The organism is Longimicrobium sp. (assembly GCF_036399255.1).
Taxonomy (GTDB): domain Bacteria; phylum Gemmatimonadota; class Gemmatimonadetes; order Longimicrobiales; family Longimicrobiaceae; genus Longimicrobium.
The window spans coordinates 159,394-177,956 of the sequence record NZ_DASWNM010000173.1 but is presented as its reverse complement, the minus strand read 5'-3'; the positions used below and the strand labels follow the sequence as shown (position 1 = coordinate 177,956).

16 protein-coding genes and 4 pseudogenes are annotated in these 18,563 nt (G+C 65.8%); 5 read left to right on the top strand and 15 right to left on the bottom strand.

What is annotated here, in order from left to right:
* Positions 1–415: 415 nt before the first annotated feature.
* On the top strand, positions 416–802 hold the full coding sequence (locus VGC13_RS33115) for a VOC family protein (RefSeq protein WP_331129646.1): 387 nt from the start codon (positions 416–418) through the stop codon (positions 800–802).
* 46 nt (positions 803–848) lie between these two features.
* Here the strand turns inward: VGC13_RS33115 and VGC13_RS33110 are convergent, their stop codons facing one another.
* On the bottom strand, positions 849–1,259 hold the full coding sequence (locus VGC13_RS33110) for an SRPBCC family protein (RefSeq protein WP_331129645.1): 411 nt from the start codon (positions 1,257–1,259) through the stop codon (positions 849–851).
* Between the two features lie 222 nt (positions 1,260–1,481).
* Between VGC13_RS33110 and VGC13_RS33105 the strand changes: the two genes are divergently transcribed.
* Together VGC13_RS33105 and VGC13_RS33100 are read left to right on the top strand one after the other, a co-directional pair.
* Positions 1,482–1,832, top strand: coding sequence for a metalloregulator ArsR/SmtB family transcription factor (locus VGC13_RS33105; protein ID WP_331129644.1), 351 nt, complete (start codon positions 1,482–1,484; stop codon positions 1,830–1,832).
* A 3-nt stretch (positions 1,833–1,835) separates the two neighbouring features.
* A complete protein-coding gene (locus tag VGC13_RS33100) occupies positions 1,836–2,351 on the top strand; it encodes an SRPBCC domain-containing protein (protein ID WP_331129643.1) in 516 nt (171 codons plus the stop codon).
* Positions 2,352–3,031: 680 nt separating this feature from the next.
* Here the strand turns inward: VGC13_RS33100 and VGC13_RS33095 are convergent.
* Entirely contained in the window at positions 3,032–4,153 is a 1,122-nt protein-coding gene (locus VGC13_RS33095) for a trans-sulfuration enzyme family protein (RefSeq protein WP_331129642.1), read from the bottom strand.
* Positions 4,154–4,698: 545 nt separating this feature from the next.
* Here VGC13_RS33095 and VGC13_RS33090 point away from each other — a divergent pair.
* Positions 4,699–5,433: a hypothetical protein gene (locus VGC13_RS33090; protein ID WP_331129641.1), complete on the top strand. Its 735-nt coding sequence runs from the start codon at positions 4,699–4,701 to the stop codon at positions 5,431–5,433.
* Positions 5,434–5,917: 484 nt separating this feature from the next.
* Here VGC13_RS33090 and VGC13_RS33085 read toward each other — a convergent pair whose 3' ends face one another.
* The 9 genes and pseudogenes from VGC13_RS33085 to VGC13_RS33570 all read right to left on the bottom strand — a co-directional run.
* Entirely contained in the window at positions 5,918–6,397 is a 480-nt protein-coding gene (locus VGC13_RS33085) for a hypothetical protein (protein WP_331129640.1), read from the bottom strand.
* Positions 6,398–6,457: 60 nt separating this feature from the next.
* A pseudogene (locus VGC13_RS33580) lies at positions 6,458–6,660 on the bottom strand (hypothetical protein); the annotation flags it as partial.
* A 92-nt stretch (positions 6,661–6,752) separates the two neighbouring features.
* Complete coding sequence (locus VGC13_RS33080; protein WP_331129639.1) at positions 6,753–7,313, bottom strand: hypothetical protein; 561 nt, start codon at positions 7,311–7,313, stop codon at positions 6,753–6,755.
* 480 nt (positions 7,314–7,793) lie between these two features.
* A pseudogene (locus VGC13_RS33075) lies at positions 7,794–7,987 on the bottom strand (hypothetical protein); the annotation flags it as partial.
* A gap of 51 nt (positions 7,988–8,038) precedes the next feature.
* Positions 8,039–8,656 (bottom strand): CAP domain-containing protein, encoded by a 618-nt coding sequence (locus VGC13_RS33070; protein WP_349264276.1) that lies wholly within the window; start codon positions 8,654–8,656, stop codon positions 8,039–8,041.
* Between the two features lie 380 nt (positions 8,657–9,036).
* Positions 9,037–9,780: an FRG domain-containing protein gene (locus VGC13_RS33065; protein WP_331129636.1), complete on the bottom strand. Its 744-nt coding sequence runs from the start codon at positions 9,778–9,780 to the stop codon at positions 9,037–9,039.
* 184 nt (positions 9,781–9,964) lie between these two features.
* Positions 9,965–10,160: pseudogene (locus VGC13_RS33575) on the bottom strand (hypothetical protein); the annotation flags it as partial.
* Positions 10,161–10,270: 110 nt separating this feature from the next.
* Positions 10,271–10,624: a DUF2200 domain-containing protein gene (locus VGC13_RS33060; RefSeq protein WP_349264275.1), complete on the bottom strand. Its 354-nt coding sequence runs from the start codon at positions 10,622–10,624 to the stop codon at positions 10,271–10,273.
* Positions 10,625–10,785: 161 nt separating this feature from the next.
* Positions 10,786–11,107 (bottom strand): annotated as a pseudogene (locus VGC13_RS33570) (excinuclease ABC subunit UvrA); the annotation flags it as partial.
* 118 nt (positions 11,108–11,225) lie between these two features.
* On the opposite strand from VGC13_RS33570, the gene VGC13_RS33055 reads away from it, so the two are divergent.
* Positions 11,226–14,579: a hypothetical protein gene (locus VGC13_RS33055; protein WP_331129634.1), complete on the top strand. Its 3,354-nt coding sequence runs from the start codon at positions 11,226–11,228 to the stop codon at positions 14,577–14,579.
* Positions 14,580–14,635: 56 nt separating this feature from the next.
* Here VGC13_RS33055 and VGC13_RS33050 read toward each other — a convergent pair whose 3' ends face one another.
* The 4 genes from VGC13_RS33050 to VGC13_RS33035 form a co-directional block, all read right to left on the bottom strand.
* On the bottom strand, positions 14,636–14,863 hold the full coding sequence (locus VGC13_RS33050) for a hypothetical protein (RefSeq protein WP_331129633.1): 228 nt from the start codon (positions 14,861–14,863) through the stop codon (positions 14,636–14,638).
* Between the two features lie 67 nt (positions 14,864–14,930).
* Positions 14,931–17,324 carry an excinuclease ABC subunit UvrA gene (locus tag VGC13_RS33045; RefSeq protein WP_331129632.1) on the bottom strand — a complete coding sequence of 798 codons (2,394 nt, stop codon included), beginning with the start codon at positions 17,322–17,324 and terminating at the stop codon, positions 14,931–14,933.
* A gap of 102 nt (positions 17,325–17,426) precedes the next feature.
* Complete coding sequence (locus VGC13_RS33040) at positions 17,427–17,831, bottom strand: VOC family protein (protein WP_331129631.1); 405 nt, start codon at positions 17,829–17,831, stop codon at positions 17,427–17,429.
* 51 nt (positions 17,832–17,882) lie between these two features.
* Positions 17,883–18,341 (bottom strand): helix-turn-helix transcriptional regulator, encoded by a 459-nt coding sequence (locus VGC13_RS33035; RefSeq protein ID WP_331129630.1) that lies wholly within the window; start codon positions 18,339–18,341, stop codon positions 17,883–17,885.
* Positions 18,342–18,563: the final 222 nt, after the last annotated feature.

The following is an 18,563-nucleotide window of genomic DNA, read 5'->3' as shown; positions in this document are numbered from 1 at the left end:
CTGCCCTCCAGCAATCCGACAGGGGATTCCTCGGCCCTGCAACCTCTGGTGTGAAAGCAGGCTACGGCGTGGCCGGGCCTCGGAATGACAGCGCTGGTGGATCTGCCTGGATGCGCAGCGTCGGATTCTTGAACACGCTCTCAGCAAGGCCGAGGGTATCGTCGAGGTCGACGACCTTTACTCTTGGCCGGATTCACGGACAGTTTTCCAGGGACGGATCGAGAAACGAGGGTGCACGGATGGCCTGCCGGCAAGGTTTCCGTGAAGCTGGAGCTTCTGGATGAACGCAGGTTCGAAAACGGGCTGGTTCACGTTCGATATGGGACCAGGCGCTGACGCCGGCCAAGCCGGTGAACGCAGTCGTCAGGCCGCGCAAACATACACTCCCTCCCTCCACCCCTTTCCCGAAGGTTCCATGAAGCGAGTCACCGGCATCGGCGGCATCTTCTTCAAAGCCAAGGACGCTCCGGCACTGCAGGACTGGTACAGGCGGCACCTCGGGATCGACGTGCAGCCATGGGGCGGCGCGGCGTTCACCTGGACCGACGGTGAAGGCAAGCCGGTCGCCGGAACGACCGCCTGGTCCATCGGTCCGGCCGAAAGCGACCCGTTTGCGCCCGGCACCGCGCCGTTCATGGTCAATTACCGGGTCGATGATCTGCACGCCCTCGTCCAGGTGCTACGCGAAGAAGGCTGCAACGTTCTCGACAAGATCGACGATTCCGAGTACGGAACGTTCGCCTGGGTCATCGATCCCGAAGGGAACAAGGTAGAGCTCTGGCAGCCGCCCGCCGGCGGATGACGACGGCAAGCGGCCCCGCACCCGGCACACGCGCCGGACGGGCGGCTCAGCCCCTGGCCTCCACGTAGCGGCCGAAGTTGTCCAAGATGGCCTGCCACCCCTGGCGCTGGGCCTCGGCCGGGAACTCGTTCTCCGCGTCGAACGTTTCCCTGACCAGCACGCCGCCGGGGGCTTCGGCGAACTCGACCGTGACCTCGCGTCCGTCGCTCATCCGGTATTCGATCGCCTGCCCCGGCACCACGCGGGTGTAGGTGCCCCCGAAGTCGAAGCCCTCGCTGCCGTCCTTCGCCTCCATCCGCGAGACGAAGGTCCCGCCTTCACGCAGATCGACCTCGCTCCGGGTGGTGTGCCAGCTCTCGTGCGCGGTGTTCCACTGCTTGATGTCATCCGGGGTGTTCCAGGCATCCCACACCTTGCCCGGTGCGGCCTTCACGACGGTCTCGACGGTGATCTTCATGGGTGTTTCCTGTTGATGATTGTCGGGTGGCTCAACCATGCGTCGAACGAGCACGGCGGATTTCGACATCCACTCCATCCTGCCCCCGCTGCCCGGGAAATCCGGGTGCCGAGGCGGATGCCGCCGCGAAGTTAGGGGCCGGCGGCCGGTTCGTCGAGCACGGGGGCGTGCCGCCGCGAAAGACGCTTGCGCTCGGCGCATCCCGCGGTTAAATACAACCACATGGTTGTACGTCACCCGCTCAGCGACGCGGAGATCGACCGCGTCTTCCACGCCCTCGCCGACGCGACGCGGCGGGACATCGTTGCGCGCGTCATGGCGGGCGAGCAGGCGTCCGTCTCCGCGCTCGCGGCCCGCTACGACATGTCCTTTGCCGCGGTGCAGAAGCACGTCGCCGTCTTGGAAGACGCCGGGCTGGTGACCAAGCAGGCGCAGGGGCGCGAGCGCATCGTCCGCGGCAACCCGGAGCGCATCGCGCAGGCCAGCGAGCTGCTCGCAAGGCTGGAGGCGCTGTGGAAGGCCCGCTTCAGCCAGCTGGACGCACTCTTCACCGACACCCGAACCCAGGAGTAAGCCATGCCCATCACCTCCGTGTCCTCCGACGCCAACGCGCTCACCCTTACCGTCGTCGGCGACTATCCCGTACCGGTGGAGCGCCTGTGGCAGGCGTACGCCGACCCGCGGCAGCTGGAGCGGTTCTGGGGGCCGGAGACGTACCCCGCCACCTTCACCCGCCACGACCTGGAGCCCGGCGGCCGCTCCGCGTACCACATGACCGGACCGGACGGCTCCGTGTCGCGCGGCTGGTGGCGCTTTCTGGCGGTGGAGCCAGGGCGCGGGTTCGAGGTGGAGGACGGCTTCGCCAACGAGGACGGCACCCCGAACGACGCCATGCCGTCCATGCGGATGGTCTTCACCTTCGAGCCCACCGACACCGGCTCGCGCGTCATGAGCGTGACCCGCTTCCCCAGCGTGGAGGCGATGCGGCAGCTGGTGGAGATGGGGATGGAGGAGGGGCTGCGGTCGGCGATGGGCCAGTTGGACGGCGTGCTGGCCGAACCCGCCCCGCTCGCGGCGTCGCGCGCCGGCTGATCCGGCGCGGCACGAGATGCGGCCCTCGTCATACGGAATCCGGAAAAACACCTGTCATTCTGAGGGAGCGCCCGCCCCGAGTTCCCGGGACAACCGCGGAGTTCGTTGGCGCGACCGAAGAATCTCCCTCCCCTCGCGCTGCACCCTTTCCCGGGCAGAGCCCGGGAACCCTGCGTAGCGGAAAGATCCTGCCGTCCAGATAGAGATTCTTCGGTCGGCCCCACACTCCAGGCCGGTAGGAGAGCACTGGGCAGCGCCTCCCTCGTGTTGCCAAACCTCCCAGCGTGATTGACTTCCGGTCAGGGTGTTGCTACCCCCCCAAAATCACAAAAAAGCGCTGACTTCCTGAGGGAGCGCACCACGTGTAACCTGATTCCACACCACCGCCTGCGCGCGACCGAAGGACCTGCTCTCCGGCGAGGCGGGGCCGGCTTCATCCAGCGGGACCAGCCCCGTCGTTTTGCCGGCGAGGTCCTTCGGTCGGCGCCAAGGTGCAGCGTACAAGCGAGTTACGGGGTGGCGCCTCCCTCAGGAAGTCAATCACGCTGAGAGGTTTGGCAACACCCTCTCAGGAAGTCACCGCTTCGTTATGGATTTGAGGTTTAGCAACACCCTCTCAGACTCAGAATGACAGTTTTGCCTGATCTGGTAGATTTCACCCTTCTCCGCGCCGCCGCCAGCTACGCCGCGGAGGAGCGGATCGCCGAGTCCAGGTCGGCCCACAGGTCTTCGGCATCCTCGATCCCCACGCTGAACCGCAGGAGCGAGGGCGGAAGGTGCCCCTGTCCCGGGATCGAGGCCCTTCGCTCCATGGTCGATTCCACGGCGCCCAGGCTGGTCGCGTGGCGGATGAGCCCGACGTTCCGGCACACCGCGTCGGCGAACTCGGCCCCGCCTCGCAGATCGAACGAGATGATGGTGCCGAAGCCCTTGAGCACGCGCCGGGCGGTTGCGTACGTCGGATGCGAGGGCAGGCCGGGGTACCGGACGCGGGCGACCAGTGGATGCGCCTCGAGCCGCTCCGCGAGCACCAGGGCCGTCTGCTGCGCCCGCTGCAGCCGAACCGCGAGCGTCCGCGCGCCGCGGACGGCGAGCCAGGCTTCGAGCGTGCCCGGTGTGGCGCCATTCAGCTCGCGAGACCTCCGCAGCGCGTGCCACAACGCATCGTCCCGCGTCGTGGCGACCCCGGCCAGCAGGTCGGAGTGCCCGCCGATGAACTTGGTCGCCGACTGCAGCGAAACCGTGGCGCCGAACTCCAGCGGCTGCTGGTTCAGGGGCGTGGCAAAGGTGTTGTCCACCGCGACGATCGCCCCCGGCTTGCGCGGCGCCGCGCAGATCGCCTCCAGGTCCGCCACGGCCAGCAGCGGGTTCGAGGGCGACTCCAGCCAGACCAGGTCAGCCGCGGCGCACGCGCGAATCCAGCCGGCCGTGTCGTCCACCGCCACGCGCTGCACCGACCAGCGCCCCCGCTCGGCGCCCGCGGCGGCCAGCCCCGCGACGCCCTGGTAGCAGTCATCCGGCAGCACCACCACGGCGCCCGCCGAAAGCTGGTCGAACACCGAGGCCATGGCGGCCATCCCCGAGGCGAAGGCCACGGCCCTGCCGCCCTCCAGCCCGCCCACGACGTCTTCGAGCGCGTCCCACGTCGGCGTGCCGTCGTCGCGCGAGTAGGCGCGCTCGCTGCCGAGGATGAAGTTGGACGCGGGGACCAGCGGCACGTTCAGCGGAGCGCCGGGCCCGGACGCGCGCCCCGCCGAGACGAGCCACGACTCCGGTTTGATTCCGGACGGGTGCTTCTCCATTACTGTCCTCCAGACAAGAAGAGCCCTGGCGCGGAACGATCCGCCCCAGCGAGAAGCAAAATGCCCCACGCCATGACTCGCCTGTGAGTCTGGTGTGGGGCCGTCCCCACGTGCATAGGGAAGAGACGGGGTCGTCCCCGCCCTGTATGTGTGGAGTAACCTACGCGCATGATGGCGTTTACGTCAACTGGCCTCCGGCGCTGCCGCGGCCGGCCGCGCCGCGGGACGGGAGCCTGGATCTGTACGTGCCGCGGGATGGTTGCCGCGCGGTTCCATGTGTTTATCTTGACGTGACGCGGATCGCTCCGCCCTCTCCCCCGCCTTTGGGCCCGCCCTCCCGACCGATGTCACTGACTGCCTGCCACGAGTGCGGCGCCGCCGTGCCCGCCCGCTCACGGACATGCCCGGCGTGCGGCGCCAGCATGGCTCCCGCGCCCGTTGCGGCGTATTTACCCCAACCGGCGGCGCCCCGCGCGCCTGCGCCGCCGGAGCGCCCCTGGTGGCGCACCGGCCGCGGATGGGGGACCGCCGCGGGATGGGTGCTCGTGGCGGCGATTTTCGCGTTCGCGGGGAGCTTCCTGTACAGGTTGTCGGGCGCGGTGGACCAGGGCGCGACGGAGGAAGCCGAGATGAAGCGGGAGCGGGAGCACACGCTGGTGGTGGACGCGTGGCTCGCGGACACCGCCAACGCTCCTCCCCCCGACAGCACCCGCTGGCCGGTGCCCACCTCCGCGCGGGCCAAGCGGCTGTGGGCGGCCAACCGGCTTCTGATGGACCGCGCCCTGTGGGGGCGCGCCGTCATGAAGCGCCACGGCATCACTGGCTACACGCAGCCCGCCGCGTGGAAGACGGCGGCCTTTCAGGCCAACGCGCGCGAGTACCCCGCGGTGGCCGCGTTCGTCGACGGGCGCGCCGCGGCGTTCGCGGAGCTCGAGAAGGGTTCCGATGCCTGGATGGCGGAGCGCACCGCGGCGCTGGCGCGGGAGTCGGGGCTGCCCGCGGAGGAGATCCGCGCCCTCCTGCCGAGCGACTTTGCACGCCACCTCCCCGAGGAGCTCCGCCTGGCGGAAGCGATGCAGCAGCTGCACCGCTTCCTGGTGCGCGTGGACCCGCGCGTGCGCCACGCCGGGGGCAACCAGCTGCGCTTTGAGCGCGAGGACGATGCGCGGCGCTTTCACGAGCTTGTGGTGAGCCTGGAGCGCGCCAACGCACTCACGATCCAGGCCCAGGAGAGAAGGCGGTACGGCCAGGCGGCCACCCTCCGGCGCCTGATGCAGTAGCCCGGCACCGGCGGGCGTCCCGCCGGTCTCGCCACCACCACCGCTGTGCTTTCTCCATGCGTGTTCGTCTTCACGTACGCTGAACGCGCGAACGGATGACCCGGGCAGGCGGGCTATCGGGACAAGCGGATCGGGGAGGGGGAGTGGGAGATCACGTACCTGACCGACGTCACGGATCGCGACCGTCTCGCGGCGCGCTACGCCCGCTACCGCGCCGCCGGGCTCGCACGCGATGCGGGTATCCGTTCTTCCAGATCATCCATCGTTTCGCGTGTTTCTTTAGTTCAGCAATGGTCGCACCCTGGCCAACAGGTCGGCCGGGGTGCCCTCGAAGATGATGCGGCGGCCGTCGTGGCCGGCGCCAGGGGCCCGGGTCGATGATCCAGCCGGCGTGGGCCATCACCGCCTGGTGGTGCTCGGTCACGATCACCGGCTTTCCCGGGTCCCAGCCCCGTAGCCTCTCCCGTACCGATGCGGATACTGCTCAGCCGAACGCCGGCTCCAGAGCCTTGACGATGTCGTCGCCGCTGTGGATGACGCCCGCGATGGCTACCCCCATCACGCTGGAGGGGCTGGTCGCGTCCAGCATCCTCTCCAGTACCGCCTTGATGGCTTCCCACGCTCCCGCGAAGAGGCTGGTTTCGGAATCCGCGGACCAGTCAGGAATCGGTGAAGGTTCGAAGGTAAAGTCGGGAGCCTTGCCCTCCTTCATGTTCTCGATGCCCTTGATCAGCTGCTCGTTCATCCCCTTGAGCGCCGCGTGCGCCGCCGCGATGACCGCGCTGACCCTGATGAAGGCCACCTCATCGAGCTTTTTCCTGCAGACCGCGTCGGTCAGACGCAGGAGACCGTCCGCCGCCAGCAGGTAATGCGTGTAGCCGGTCCAGACCTCGATCTGCGACTGGTGCTCGTCCCTGCCGCCGGCCTTCTGCGCAGCGGGGGTTTTCTGGGGAGTGCCGGTCATGCTGTCCCTCGTCTCTGTGGGCGCCTGGAGTGTGGGGCGCACCACGTAGCAAGATTGGTGTCAGACTGCACGGTTGGGCCGGCAGAGACGGCGGCCCTGCATCAGGTTGCGATGCAGGGTCTTGCTCGCCGGTGAGCGTGGAGCGCGGACCAGGCCGGCCGGCGTGCCTTCGAACACGACGCGGCCGCCGTCGTGGGCAGTGCCCGGCCCGGGTCGATGATCCAGCCGGCGTGCGCCATCACGGGCTGGTGATGCTCGATCATGGCGAAGCAGCGGGCCATGGCGCGCTGAAGCACACGGCCCCTGCGCCCTGAGAAGGGGGGCAGGGGCCGTGCTCGTCCTGTGCGCTAGCCGATCAGGGCGCCGGGAGGTATTGCGCCGGGAGCGGGTTGTCGGGGCGCTCCGCCTCCCAGTAGACGGAGACGACCCACCAGCGGGTCCCGTCGTTCAGCAGCTGGATGCTGTTGATGCCGCGGATCACCGTGGGTTCCGTCTCCATCCGCCCCTCGTAGGTGCTGAAGACGTGGGCGATGTGGCCGTACTGCTCCACCCGGCGCGCAATCTCGCGCTCGCTGAACCCCGACCGTTCCAGCATGGGCCCGGAGGTCGCGATGTAGTCGTTCGGCTCCATGATGCGCGTCACCACCGAGCCGTCGGGACGGACAGCGGTGGGCATCAGGCGCCCGCCCGGGATGAAGAGGGAGCGCATGCGGTTCCAGTCGCGGGCCTGTCCCGCGGGCCCGGAGATCACGTCGTAGAGCGCGGCCATGATGGCGTCGATGGACGCCACGTCCTCGGGCTTCGCCGGGGGTACGGTGAGGACCACCGGGTGCGGGACGGGCGCGGCCTGGGCCACGGCCTCTCCCGCGGAGAGGACCAGGACGGACAGGGGCAGCAGGAGAAGCGAGCGGCGCACGGGCGTATCGGGGGTTGCAGGGTGGGCCGGAAACTTCGACGGTGCCACCCCGCTGCGCAACCCAAGGCGGATTATCGGTCAGCAGATCTCAGGCAAGTCGCGGCTTCGCGGTTCGCTCAGCCGCACAACCGGTGACCATCACACGTCATGCAGTCGTTCGGGTTGCACGTGGTTTCGCAGGTGCTTCCCTCTTCGGCGCTGGCGCACACGCATGCCACTGGCACGCTAGCGCTTTGTGGGCAGCAATTGGAATTCCACTCCTCCGACCACTCCCGTCCCTCCACGGTACCCCGTCCGTTCGCTTCATCTCTCGTGGAGAACGACTCCACCTTCAGCGCGTTGAGTTCCAGGCGTAGCTTCTTCATGCGATCCTCGCAGTGAGTGAGTGGAAACGCTAGCTAAACAAATAGCGCAAAACAATCGCACCTGCAACGTGGTGCGGCGCTCCATCGTCTGGACAGTCCCGCGTTCTTACGGCGGTCAGGCGCATTCGAGGCGCCGTCGGGAGAAACGCCAGTGTTCGTTCAGCCCGACGCGACCACCTCCGCCCGGCCGCCGCCGACAAACGCCGCCGACAAACGCCGCCAAGTGCTCCCCGTCAGCGTCGACCTCGCCGCCATGAACTCGGCGGGCGTGCCCTCGAACACGACGCGGCCGCCGTCGTGGCCGGCGCCAAGCACACGAAGGCCCCGCAACAAGAATCATTGCCAGGCCTTCAGGATCACTCATTGCGCCGGATCGGCCTCTTCGCCAAACCACAGCACCGCGAACCCCGCGTGCACGTCAGCGCCGATCGCGCGCCAGGGTTGATCCCCCCAGATGTCACGGCTCAGGATCACCGCGTTGTGCGCGGGGCTCGACTTCCAACTCCGCAACGCGTCGTCGGGAGTGGCGACTCCCGCGGCCGCGTTTTCGAACCCGTTGCCACGGTATCCGGTGAGTTCGCGCGGCTTGTTCCACATGCATGCCGCCTGGGTATGATCGGGAGTGTAGCAGCAGTGCGTCCAGTCTCCCCGATCACTCCAGCTGTGGAGGTTGCAGCCCGGTTGCGCGTGCGGCGCATGCTCCGCCAGGTCGCGCGTGTGCGTGGCGGCGACGGTGCACAGCGAGGGCGACACCGAGATGGCTGGCAGTCCGTTTTCCGCACGATACGCGTTCACCAGGTTGATGAGCTGGAGTGCCGCCGGCGAGCAGCCCGTCAGCGGAATGACCCCGCCCGCCTGACCATGGCCCGCGCCGGTGCTCGCTGTGCGAGCCGCGGAGGGTGTCTCTGGCAGGTCGTGTCCTTCACCACCGGGCGCCCTGTAAACACCGGCCACCACACAGCCACCGCCACTGAGCATACCAACAATCGCGACGAGCGCGGACCAGCGCCTCAAGCCGAACAGAGATCGCTGCCCAATCATCGTGCGAACCTGAAGTGAAGGGTTCCGGAGCGCGAGAACATTCGACAACCGACCGCTTCTTCGACGGCAAATTCTGCACCGGGTCAGCGGCGTTCCTTTGCCTGGCGAGCGAGACCCTCGGTCACGTGCCCACGTACGCCGCAGGTGCTCGCCGGTGAACGTGGACCGCGCCGCCACCAGGCCGGCGGGAGTGCCTTCGAACACGATGCGGCCGCCGTCGTGGCCGGCGCCGGAGTTCGGGCCGATCATGCAGTCGGCGCGCGCCATCACGGCTTGGTGGTGCTCGGTGACGATGTCCTCGCAATCGAGCGAACGAGCTATATGGATTCCTCGAAATCTTCAAATGTGGAGCGGCGGTCTACCTCATCGTGCATTCGACAGTTTGCCCACTTGAGATACTGAGCGATTCCGTCAATGTCCGGAAATAATGATGCTCGGTTGACCCCGATACGATCCAACTCGCGCCGGAACTTGGGTCGATCTCGGCGGCGAATGATCAACTGCTTAAGTGTCTCATCCGAATCGCCACGCGCCTTCAAGTCGTTAAACGGCGCTGGGTGAACTGTGAAGTAGCCGGCCTGCCCGGAAATTCGCGGACTTATGTGAGGTGGTCGAAAGAACCCGATCTTCTGTACGGTAAGCGGATCGACCTCTTCTGCGACTGGGGCCCGGTCACAGCGATAGCACCATACAACGGAACGATGCGGCCATTCCTCTTCAATGGCAAAATACAATGCAGCCATTGGATTTGAGGTCCAGTCAAGAAGGCGCGTAGGGATTCCGTGGTGCTGAGCTAGGGCGAGAAAATCCCAATCCGATACGGCCGGCTGCAGCACGTATGGGCGAGCAACGCGTTTGAACTCAAACAACAATCGCCGCTCGGTAAGCTCCAACGAGCCATTCAAGGGAGTCACGCGGGCTATCCCAGGACGCAGGGGCCAACTGCGATCTTTGTGACCCCGAAACAGCCACTCTCCGGGTGCTGATGCGATATCCGTTGCCCGCCGCAGGAACTCGTCGAGCGAGTGCACCACTTCTTTCTCGGTTTCCATAGGAATCATTGGGATATCTCGGGCATTTTTCGGTTTGGTAAAGTGCCGTCATTTCGCTACACGGAAGCATTCAGGAACTCTCGGTTTCTACCGTGTCTTTCAAGTCTTCCACGATTTCGCGCAGCAGGTCAGATCGCCTCTCGATTCCGCCAAGAGAAGGATTCAATTAGCGAGACGCGGCAGCCTCCGGACGTCAGCCGCCGACGTAGGCCGCGCGGTGCTGGCCGGTCAGCGTGGAGCGGGCGGCCACCAGGTCGGCCGGAGTGCCCTCGAAGACGATGCGGCCGCCGTCGTGGCCGGCGCCAGGGGCCCGGGTCGATGATCCAGTCGGCGTGCGCCATGACGGCCTGGTGGTGTTCGATGACGATCACGGACTTGCCGCTATCCACCCGGGGTGACCCTGCGATCCGGTGCGGCACGCTGCGGAAAGTGGGTGCTGTCCGCGTCCTCACCGGGTACGGACAGCCCTCGCCGCCTGGAAGATCCAGCCTGCACGCAGCTACGGGGTCCGCAGAATCTTTCCCATCGCTTTGCCCTTCGCCAACTCGTCGATCAGCTTGTCGAGATAGCGGATTTCCCGCATGGTCGGTTCCTCGATGTCTTCCACTCGGACGCCGCAAACCACACCCTTGATCAGAGCCCGCGCAGGATTCATCTCCGGAGCGTCTGCGAAGAAGGTTTCAAAGTCCGTCCGTTTGCCCAGGTGCGCTTCCAACGCCTCCTGGCTGTACCCGGTCAGCCAGCGGAAGATTTCATCGACCTCTGATTTCGTACGGCCTTTCTTCTCCGCCTTTGTGACGTAGTGCGGATAGACGCTCGCGACACTCGTCGTAAAGATCCGGTGTTTGGCCATGACGCGCCCACGTTGTTGAGGGGTTTTGTCCAGCATTCCGGCGACATTCAGCCCGCCCCAGCCGGAACTCCAGGACCGACGCTTACGCGCCACGCGGTGAGCGCGGCGACCTGCTCGTCCGGAATCCTGGCAGGGGAAGAGCGGGTCGGCAACACGCCCGCTCAGCGTGACGCCACAGCCTCCGCACCGCCGCCCACGTACACCGCCAGGTGCTCGCCGGTAAGCGTTGAGCGCGCCGCCACCAGGTCGGCTGGGGTGCCCTCGAACACGATGCGCCCGCCGTCATGGCCGGCGGCCGGGACCCGGGTTGATGATCCAGTCGGCGTGCGCCACCCCCTGGTAGTGCTCGATGACGATGACCGACTTGCCGGCAGCCCCAGCAGGTTCTCGACGTCGGCCAGGTGCAGGCCGCTGGTGGCTCGTCCAGCACGTAGACGCCGCCCTTGCCGCCCTGTGGGTGGCCAGCCTGAGCCGCTGCCGCTCAGATAGCAGTCCGTAATTGTAAGCCAACGTTCATCCGGCGGGAAGAAACCACCGCCCCGGCAGATTCTGCCGGGGCGGGGCAAATGATCTATATTTGCGAAACTGTTCCCTGATCGGCGTGAGCTACCGTTCTGTCACCGTTTTCATCGGCACTTGGATGCAACCCAACACCACAGCGCGTCCGGATGCAGCGACGAATGTTTTTTCACCTCGCGAGTTCCTGAAAACTCGTCGGCCTGAACAGTTCTCGGACAGCGTAGCCGACGAGACGCCGATTCTCGACCGCGCCCTCCTTGAGTTCCACTTGGAAACTCTCACGAGCCGCGGGCAAGAAACGGAGTTCGAACATTTCGCAAGGCGACTCGCGGAGCGAACGATCTGCCCCAACCTCTTGCCGCAGACCGGTCCAACGGGGGGCGGTGATAGCCACGTCGACGCCGAAACTTATCCAGTCGCGGACACGCTCTCCCTGGGCTGGCATGTAGGTATCGGGCGGGCGGCTGCCTCTGAGCGGTGGGCGTTCGCTTTCAGTGCAAAGAAAGACTGGCGTCCGAAACTACGCTCCGATGTTGACAAAATCGCAAAGACTGAGCGTGGATATACAAAGGCTTTCTTCGTCACCAACCAGTCAGTGCGTGATAGGGCGCGCGCTCAGGTAGAAGACGAACTCCGTAAAAAGCACAAACTGGATGTGCGCATCTTGGACCGTACGTGGATCCTAGACCGGGTGTTCGGCGAGAAGCTAGAGGGGTTGGCGATTGATGCCCTCAGGATTGCGGTTTCGAAGAAGCCAGAAGTACGGAAGGGGCCACGCGACGCCGAGCGAGAACACGATCTGGAGGAACTCGAACAACGAATTGCGGCAGCACTACAAGAAGAACGCCTCGGACCGCCAATGGTAGAGGACTGCCTGGATGCAGTAGTCCTCACGCGCAATCTGGAGCGGCCCCGGATTGAGGTAGAGGGCCAATTGGCGCGAGCTGAAAGGATCGCGGCGCGCGCGGGTACGGATCACCAGCGGTTGAGAAGCGCCTATCTCTGGGCGTGGACTGCCTACTTCTGGTATGAGGACTACCCTCTCTTCCTGAAGTGGTACATGGATGCCGAAGAGCGGGGGAAGAACAGTCGCAACTCACATGATCTTGAACTCCTGCTCAACCTCTGGAATGTGCTCTACACCGCCGCGCGGTCCGGCCAACTCGCGAAGAGCGAGGCGGCCGTCCCGCAGCACGCACAGATCCTCACGTCCGCACTGCAGCGGCTGAGCAAGGAGGAAGGCCGGCCCAGCATCACACTGCATGCGCGAACACTGCTCCTTCAGATGCGGCTTGTCACCTCGGGAACTCAAGATGTGGAGCCGGTGCTGCGAGAGTTGGGCAAGGTAGTCCGTGAGGCGGAAGGACTTGTAGGCTATCCACTTGAGCCGGTGGTGGAGATGCTCACAGAATTTGGGGAAGTCCTCGATGGCAATGCCGCGTACGAGGAACTCTTCGAGTTGGTCGTTGAGGTTGCTTCCACACGTGAGGGTGAACTCAAAGGTGCGCGGATGTTACTCAAGCGCGGGGCACAACAGTTGGACACTAACCGCCCTTACGAAGCGATACGCACCTTGGGACGTGTACTCCGCCGCTTGCAAAAGCATGAAAGCCGGGATGAGTTCGTACAGGCGCTGTACCTCTGCGGCGCCGCTTATGAACGGACAGGCTTACTTTGGGCAGCACGGGGTACGGTGCTGTATGCCGCGTCCGTGGCTACCAACGACTTCTGGACCTACTCCGAGTTCAGCCTGCTCCAGGCGGCGTGCTATCGGAGGCTGAAGTGGCTAGAACTAAAGCTCGGCCGTATTCCCCACGTTCTGGCATGGCACGAACTCGATCGTGTGATCCGGAAAAACATTACCGGCCGGTCAGGCAGTCCTGAGGATGACTTTGATCTTGAGATGCGGTTTGCACTTATTCTCGGCATGCTGATTCTCAGGGCCGATCTCTGGCAGCTCAAAGCGATGGCTCGGCTTCCCGACGTATTGGACAGCGCTGAACTTCATTTTGCAGCCATCGCCCTGCTCTACGCCCTCGGTTACGACGAAGACCTGCCTAAAGAGTTTGTCGCACAAGTTCCGGAAGGAGAAACGCTGAGCGACTTCTTCAGGCTGTGGCTTCGCCAACCAGCAGCGCACGATGTACCCGACTCGCCCAGGCTCGGAGACGGGCGAACGGTGACGCTGACCTCCCGTGTGCTCGGCTGTCGAATCGATGTGCAAACCGAGAATGCGCCCTACTGTGTCGCGTTGTCTGAATCACTCCTGGCAGCAGTGGAGAGCTTGTTCTCAACTGCGATCCACGAGAACGTGATCGCACGCGAACCGACGCTGGTCGTCAACGTCCGTCAGGGACAGTTCACGGAAACTCCCTTCAGCTTCGAATTGGCAGACCACGCAGGAAAGCCGCACGTGGAAGTTCGATGCGCATCATTGAATCCGCACGTGCTACCTCTGGCAACCCAAGACGCGATCGGCCAAGCAATGGCCGATCTCCTGATCAATATCTTCGCGCGGGTGTTCTACGTTGCGGACCCCGAACGGGTTCTGAGGCGGCTACTCCGAGACGAGAACGCTCTGGAGCGCGCGATTCGGTATACAACAAGCTTGGTCACACTAGGCAACGTGCTGGGGCATGAACCTCGTACGAATATGTCGTCGTGGACGCGCTCAGACTCACGCGAGTACCGCCTTCTCCGGACCGAACCATGGAACGCACAGCATGGGAATGCAGATCCGCGAAACGCTGCGAAACCGGCAGAGTCCGTGGAAAGCCGGCCTGAGCTCGATCCGGGTTTCTGGGATCCTGAGCGGATAAAGCACACACAGATGGAAACGGTATCGCTGATACGCGAAGCGCTCTGGAACAAAGCAGGGTGGTACGGTGCCGTGTACATGTGGGATCTTGAAGAACTGGGCCTTCCCGTGCTCGGACTGCTCTTCAGGCACGCGACGCCACCAGAGCAGATCTTTCTGCAGTGGCGTGAGGAATTGGGAACTCGTGACACACAGGAACGACTACGTGTCGTGATCGTGCGCGGGATTGATCGAACTGATCCTCATGCATACCGAATCGTTCTTGGCGTAAACGCCCAACGTACGACGGATGACGAAACCCGCGTTTTCCTGATCTACCGCCATCTGCGGGTTGATGCTACGACAGGCGTGAATCTAGAAAATTTCCTAGACGCCTTCCAGCAGACAGGTGAGTACGCGCTCGCACCCGCGTTGGGGTCAGAAGGAGGATCTTTCAAATCCTTGTTGCCGGGCTACGTGCTTAAACGGGAGGTGCACGTGCGTGAGGCTTGGCAGATCGGGATACATGATCCTGATATGGTCGCAATCAATGCCGATGAAGAACCGGTGATTCCCGAGAATGAGAACGACGCACCGGTACTCGCTCTGATTCGATGGCTTCGCACTCAGCGACCTTGACTGCGGCGTCCACCAGCCGCTCGATCAGCCTTGGGCAGGTGCTCGCCGACGGCCGTTCAGCCGGTGCGTCGCCCGCCGCGCCACCGGGACGCGTATGGCAGCGCGAACAGGTACAGGCCGCTGAACAGGAGCAATGCGAGCGGAAGCAGCGGCGCGTAGGTCACCCAAGGCGGAGGCGTCCCTCCACCTGCCTGCGCCAGGGCGACGAAGTTGGCGATGACGGTCACCGTGAAGGCAATGGACACCCACCGGTGGGCCTGCCGGACAAGTCTGTTGCCACTCATGGGGATTTCCTCGGGAAGACGTGTTCGATGCCAATCGCGCACACCTGCTGGGACAACATTCCCAACGTCAGCCGCCAATGTAGGCCGCGAGGTGCTGGCCGGTGAGCGTCGACTTCGCCGCGACCAGGTCGGCGGGGGTGCCTTCGAAGACGATGCGGCCGCCGTCGTGCCCGGCGCCGGGGCCCAGGTCGATGATCCAGTCGGCGTGCGCCATCACCGCCTGGTGGTGCTCGATCACGATGACCGACTTGCCCGAATCCACCAGGCGGTCCAGCAGCCCCAGCAGGTTCTCGACATCGGCCAGGTGCAGGCCGCTGGTGGGCTCGTCCAGCACGTAGACGCCGCCCTTGCCGCCCATGTGGGTGGCCAGCTTCAGGCGCTGCCGCTCGCCGCCGGACAGCGTGGTGAGCGGCTGGCCCAGCGAGAGGTAGCCCAGCCCCACGTCCGCCAGCCGCGACAGGATGGCGTGCGCCGCCGGGACCTTCGCCGCGCCGGCCCCGAAGAACTCCGCCGCCTCGGTCACGGGCATCGCCAGCACCTCGCTGATGTCCTTGCCGCCGAGCTTGTACTCCAGCACCGCTGCCTGGAACCGCTTCCCCTCGCAGTCCTCGCAGGGGGTGGCGACGCCCGCCATCATCCCCAGGTCGGTGTAGATGACGCCCGCGCCGTTGCAGGTGGGGCAGGCGCCCTCGGAGTTGGGGCTGAACAGCGCCGGCTTTACCCCGTTGGCCTTCGCGAACGCCTTGCGGATGGGCTCCAGCAGGTCCGTGTACGTGGCCGGGTTGCTGCGCCGCGAGCCGCGGATGGGCGTCTGGTCCACCGCCACCACGCCGTCGCGCCCCGACACGGAGCCGTGGATGAGCGAGCTCTTTCCCGACCCCGCCACGCCGGTCACCACCACCAGCACGCCCAGCGGGATGTCGACGTCCACGTCCTTGAGGTTGTGGGCGCGCGCGCCGCGCACCTGCAGCACCCCCGACGGCGCGCGCACCGCCGGCTTGAGCTGCGCCCGGTCGTCCAGGTGCCGCCCGGTCAGGGTGCCGCTGGCCCGCAGTTCCTGGACGGTGCCCTGGAACACCACCTCGCCGCCGGCCGTGCCGGCGCCGGGGCCCAGGTCCACCACGTGGTCGGCGATGGCGATGGCCTCGGGCTTGTGCTCCACCACCAGCACCGTGTTTCCCTTGTCCCGCAGCCGCAGCAGCAGGCCGTTCATCCGCTGGATGTCGTGCGGGTGCATGCCGATCGTGGGCTCGTCGAACACGTAGGTCACGTCGGTGAGCGACGAGCCCAGGTGGCGGATCATCTTCGTCCGCTGCGCCTCGCCGCCCGACAGCGTGCCCGTGGGCCGGTCCAGCGAAAGGTAGCCCAGCCCGATCTCGGTGAACGAGTCCAGCAGGTGCTGCAGCCCGGCCAGCAGCGGCGCCACCGACGGCTCGCGCAGGCCCCGCACCCAATCAGCCAAGTCGCTGATCTGCATGGCGCAGGCGTCGGCGATGTTCTTTCCCTCAATCTTCGACGACCGGGCCTCCTGGCTCAGCCGGGTGCCGCCGCACTCGGGGCAGGTGGTGAACGTCACCGCCCGCTCCACGAAGGCGCGGACGTGCGGCTGCATCGACTCCACGTCCTTGGACAGGTACGACTTCTGGATCGTGGGAATCAGCCCCGCGTACGTCAGGTTGATGCCGTCCACCTTGATCTTGGTCGCCTCCCGGTACAGCAGGTCGTGCAGTTCCTTCTTGCCGTACTCGCGGATGGGCTTGTCGGGATCGAAGAAGCCGCAGCCGCGAAAGATGCGGCCGTACCACCCTTCCATGCTGTAGCCGGGGATGGTGAGCGCGCCCTCGTTGAGCGACTTGCTTTCGTCGTACAGCGCGGAGAGGTCGATGTCGTTCACCGAGCCCATTCCCTCGCAGCGCGGACACATCCCCCCCAGCCGGTTGAAGACCACCTTCTCGGGCTTGTTCTTCCCGGCGCCGCGCTCCACGGTGATGGCACCCGTGGCCCGCACGGATGGCACGTTGAACGAAAACGCGTTGGGCGGGCCGATGTGGGGCTGCCCCAGCCGGCTGAACAGGATGCGCAGCATGGCGTTGGCGTCGGTCGCCGTGCCCACGGTGGAGCGGGGGTTGGCGCCCATCCGCTCCTGGTCCACGATGATCGCCGTCGTCAGCCCGTCCAGCAGGTCCACGTCGGGGCGCGCCAGCGTGGGCATGAAGCCCTGCACGAAGGCGCTGTAGGTCTCGTTGATCATCCGCTGCGACTCCGCGGCGATCGTTCCGAACACCAGCGAGCTCTTCCCCGAGCCCGAGACGCCGGTGAACACCGTCAGCCGGCGCTTGGGGATCTCGACGCTGACGTCCTTGAGGTTGTTCTCGCGCGCGCCCTGCACCCGGATCAGGTCGTGCCGGTCGGCCGCGTGCGGCGCGGGTGACTGCGTGTTCGTCCTCGTGGCCAAGCTCATCGGTATCCTCCGTATTGCGCAGGGACGCCCTTTCGGCCCCCCCTCCGTCCGCAGTTGCAGGCTATTCCCTATTCCCTGTTCCCTATTCCCTGCCTGCCGTTCCTACGCCTGCTCGATGCGCACCAGGTTGCCCGCGGGATCGCGCACGGCGGCGTCGCGGGCGCCCCAGAACCGGCTGGCGGGCTCCTCGAGCACCTCCACCCCCGGCGCGGCGGCGATCCGGGCGAAGGTCGCGTCCAGGTCGTCGGTGCGCAGAAACACCGCACCCAGCTCGCCCTTGGCCAGCAGGGCCGCGATGGCGTCGCCGTCCTCCTGCGAGCGTCCCGCGTGGGGCTGCGACAGCACGATCTTGATGTCGGGCTGATTGTCGGGGACCAGGGTGATCCAGCGGAAGCCCCCGTGGGCCACCTCGTCGCGCACCGTCAGCCCCAGAGTGTCGCGGTAGAATCCCAGGGCGGCATCGGGATCGTCGACGAGGACGTGAACGGTGCTGAGTGAAACGGACATGGGCACCTCGCTAGGTTGTGAACGCGGATTGGAACGGTCGTGGCAGGAAAGCTACGCGGGTGCCGCGGCGGATGCTTCTTCAAAACTGCTCTCTTTCGCGGGCTCCGGATCCCTGCGCTTGCGCGGCCGGGTCAGCACCATCGTCTGGCAGGTGGGCATCACGCGCAGCTCCTGGTGGTCGCGGGCGCGGTACGTGGACGGCGTCTCGCCGACGATCTCGGTGAACTTCGCGGAGAAGGAGCCCAGGCTGGTGCAGCCCACCTCGAAGCAGACCGCCGTCACGCTCAGCTCCCCCTGGCGCAGCAGCGCCATCGCCCGCTCGATGCGCCGGGTCATCAGGTAGGAGTACGGCGTCTCGGAGTACACCGCGCGAAAGCGGCGGCTGAAGTGCGCCGGCGACATCAGCGCCGTGCGGGCGAGCGCAGGAACGTCGAGCGGCTGCGCGTACTCGCGGTCCATGCGGTCGCGGGCGCGCCGCAGCCGGCGCAGCTCGTCCAGGTCGGCGCTCATGGGTCGATCCCGCGCTTCATCCATGTCAGGCCAGGAATCCCAGCGCCTTTCGGCCGGGATTCGGTTCCGGGCAAAGACTACGGAAAGCGAACAAGGGAGTCAAGCAAGCCCAGCGGGATGGGACGCCGCGCACACCGGCAGATCCACCAGGGCTGTCATCCGAGGCCCGGCCCCGCCGCAGCCTGTTTTCACACCCAGGGGTCGCAGGGCCGAGGAATCCGC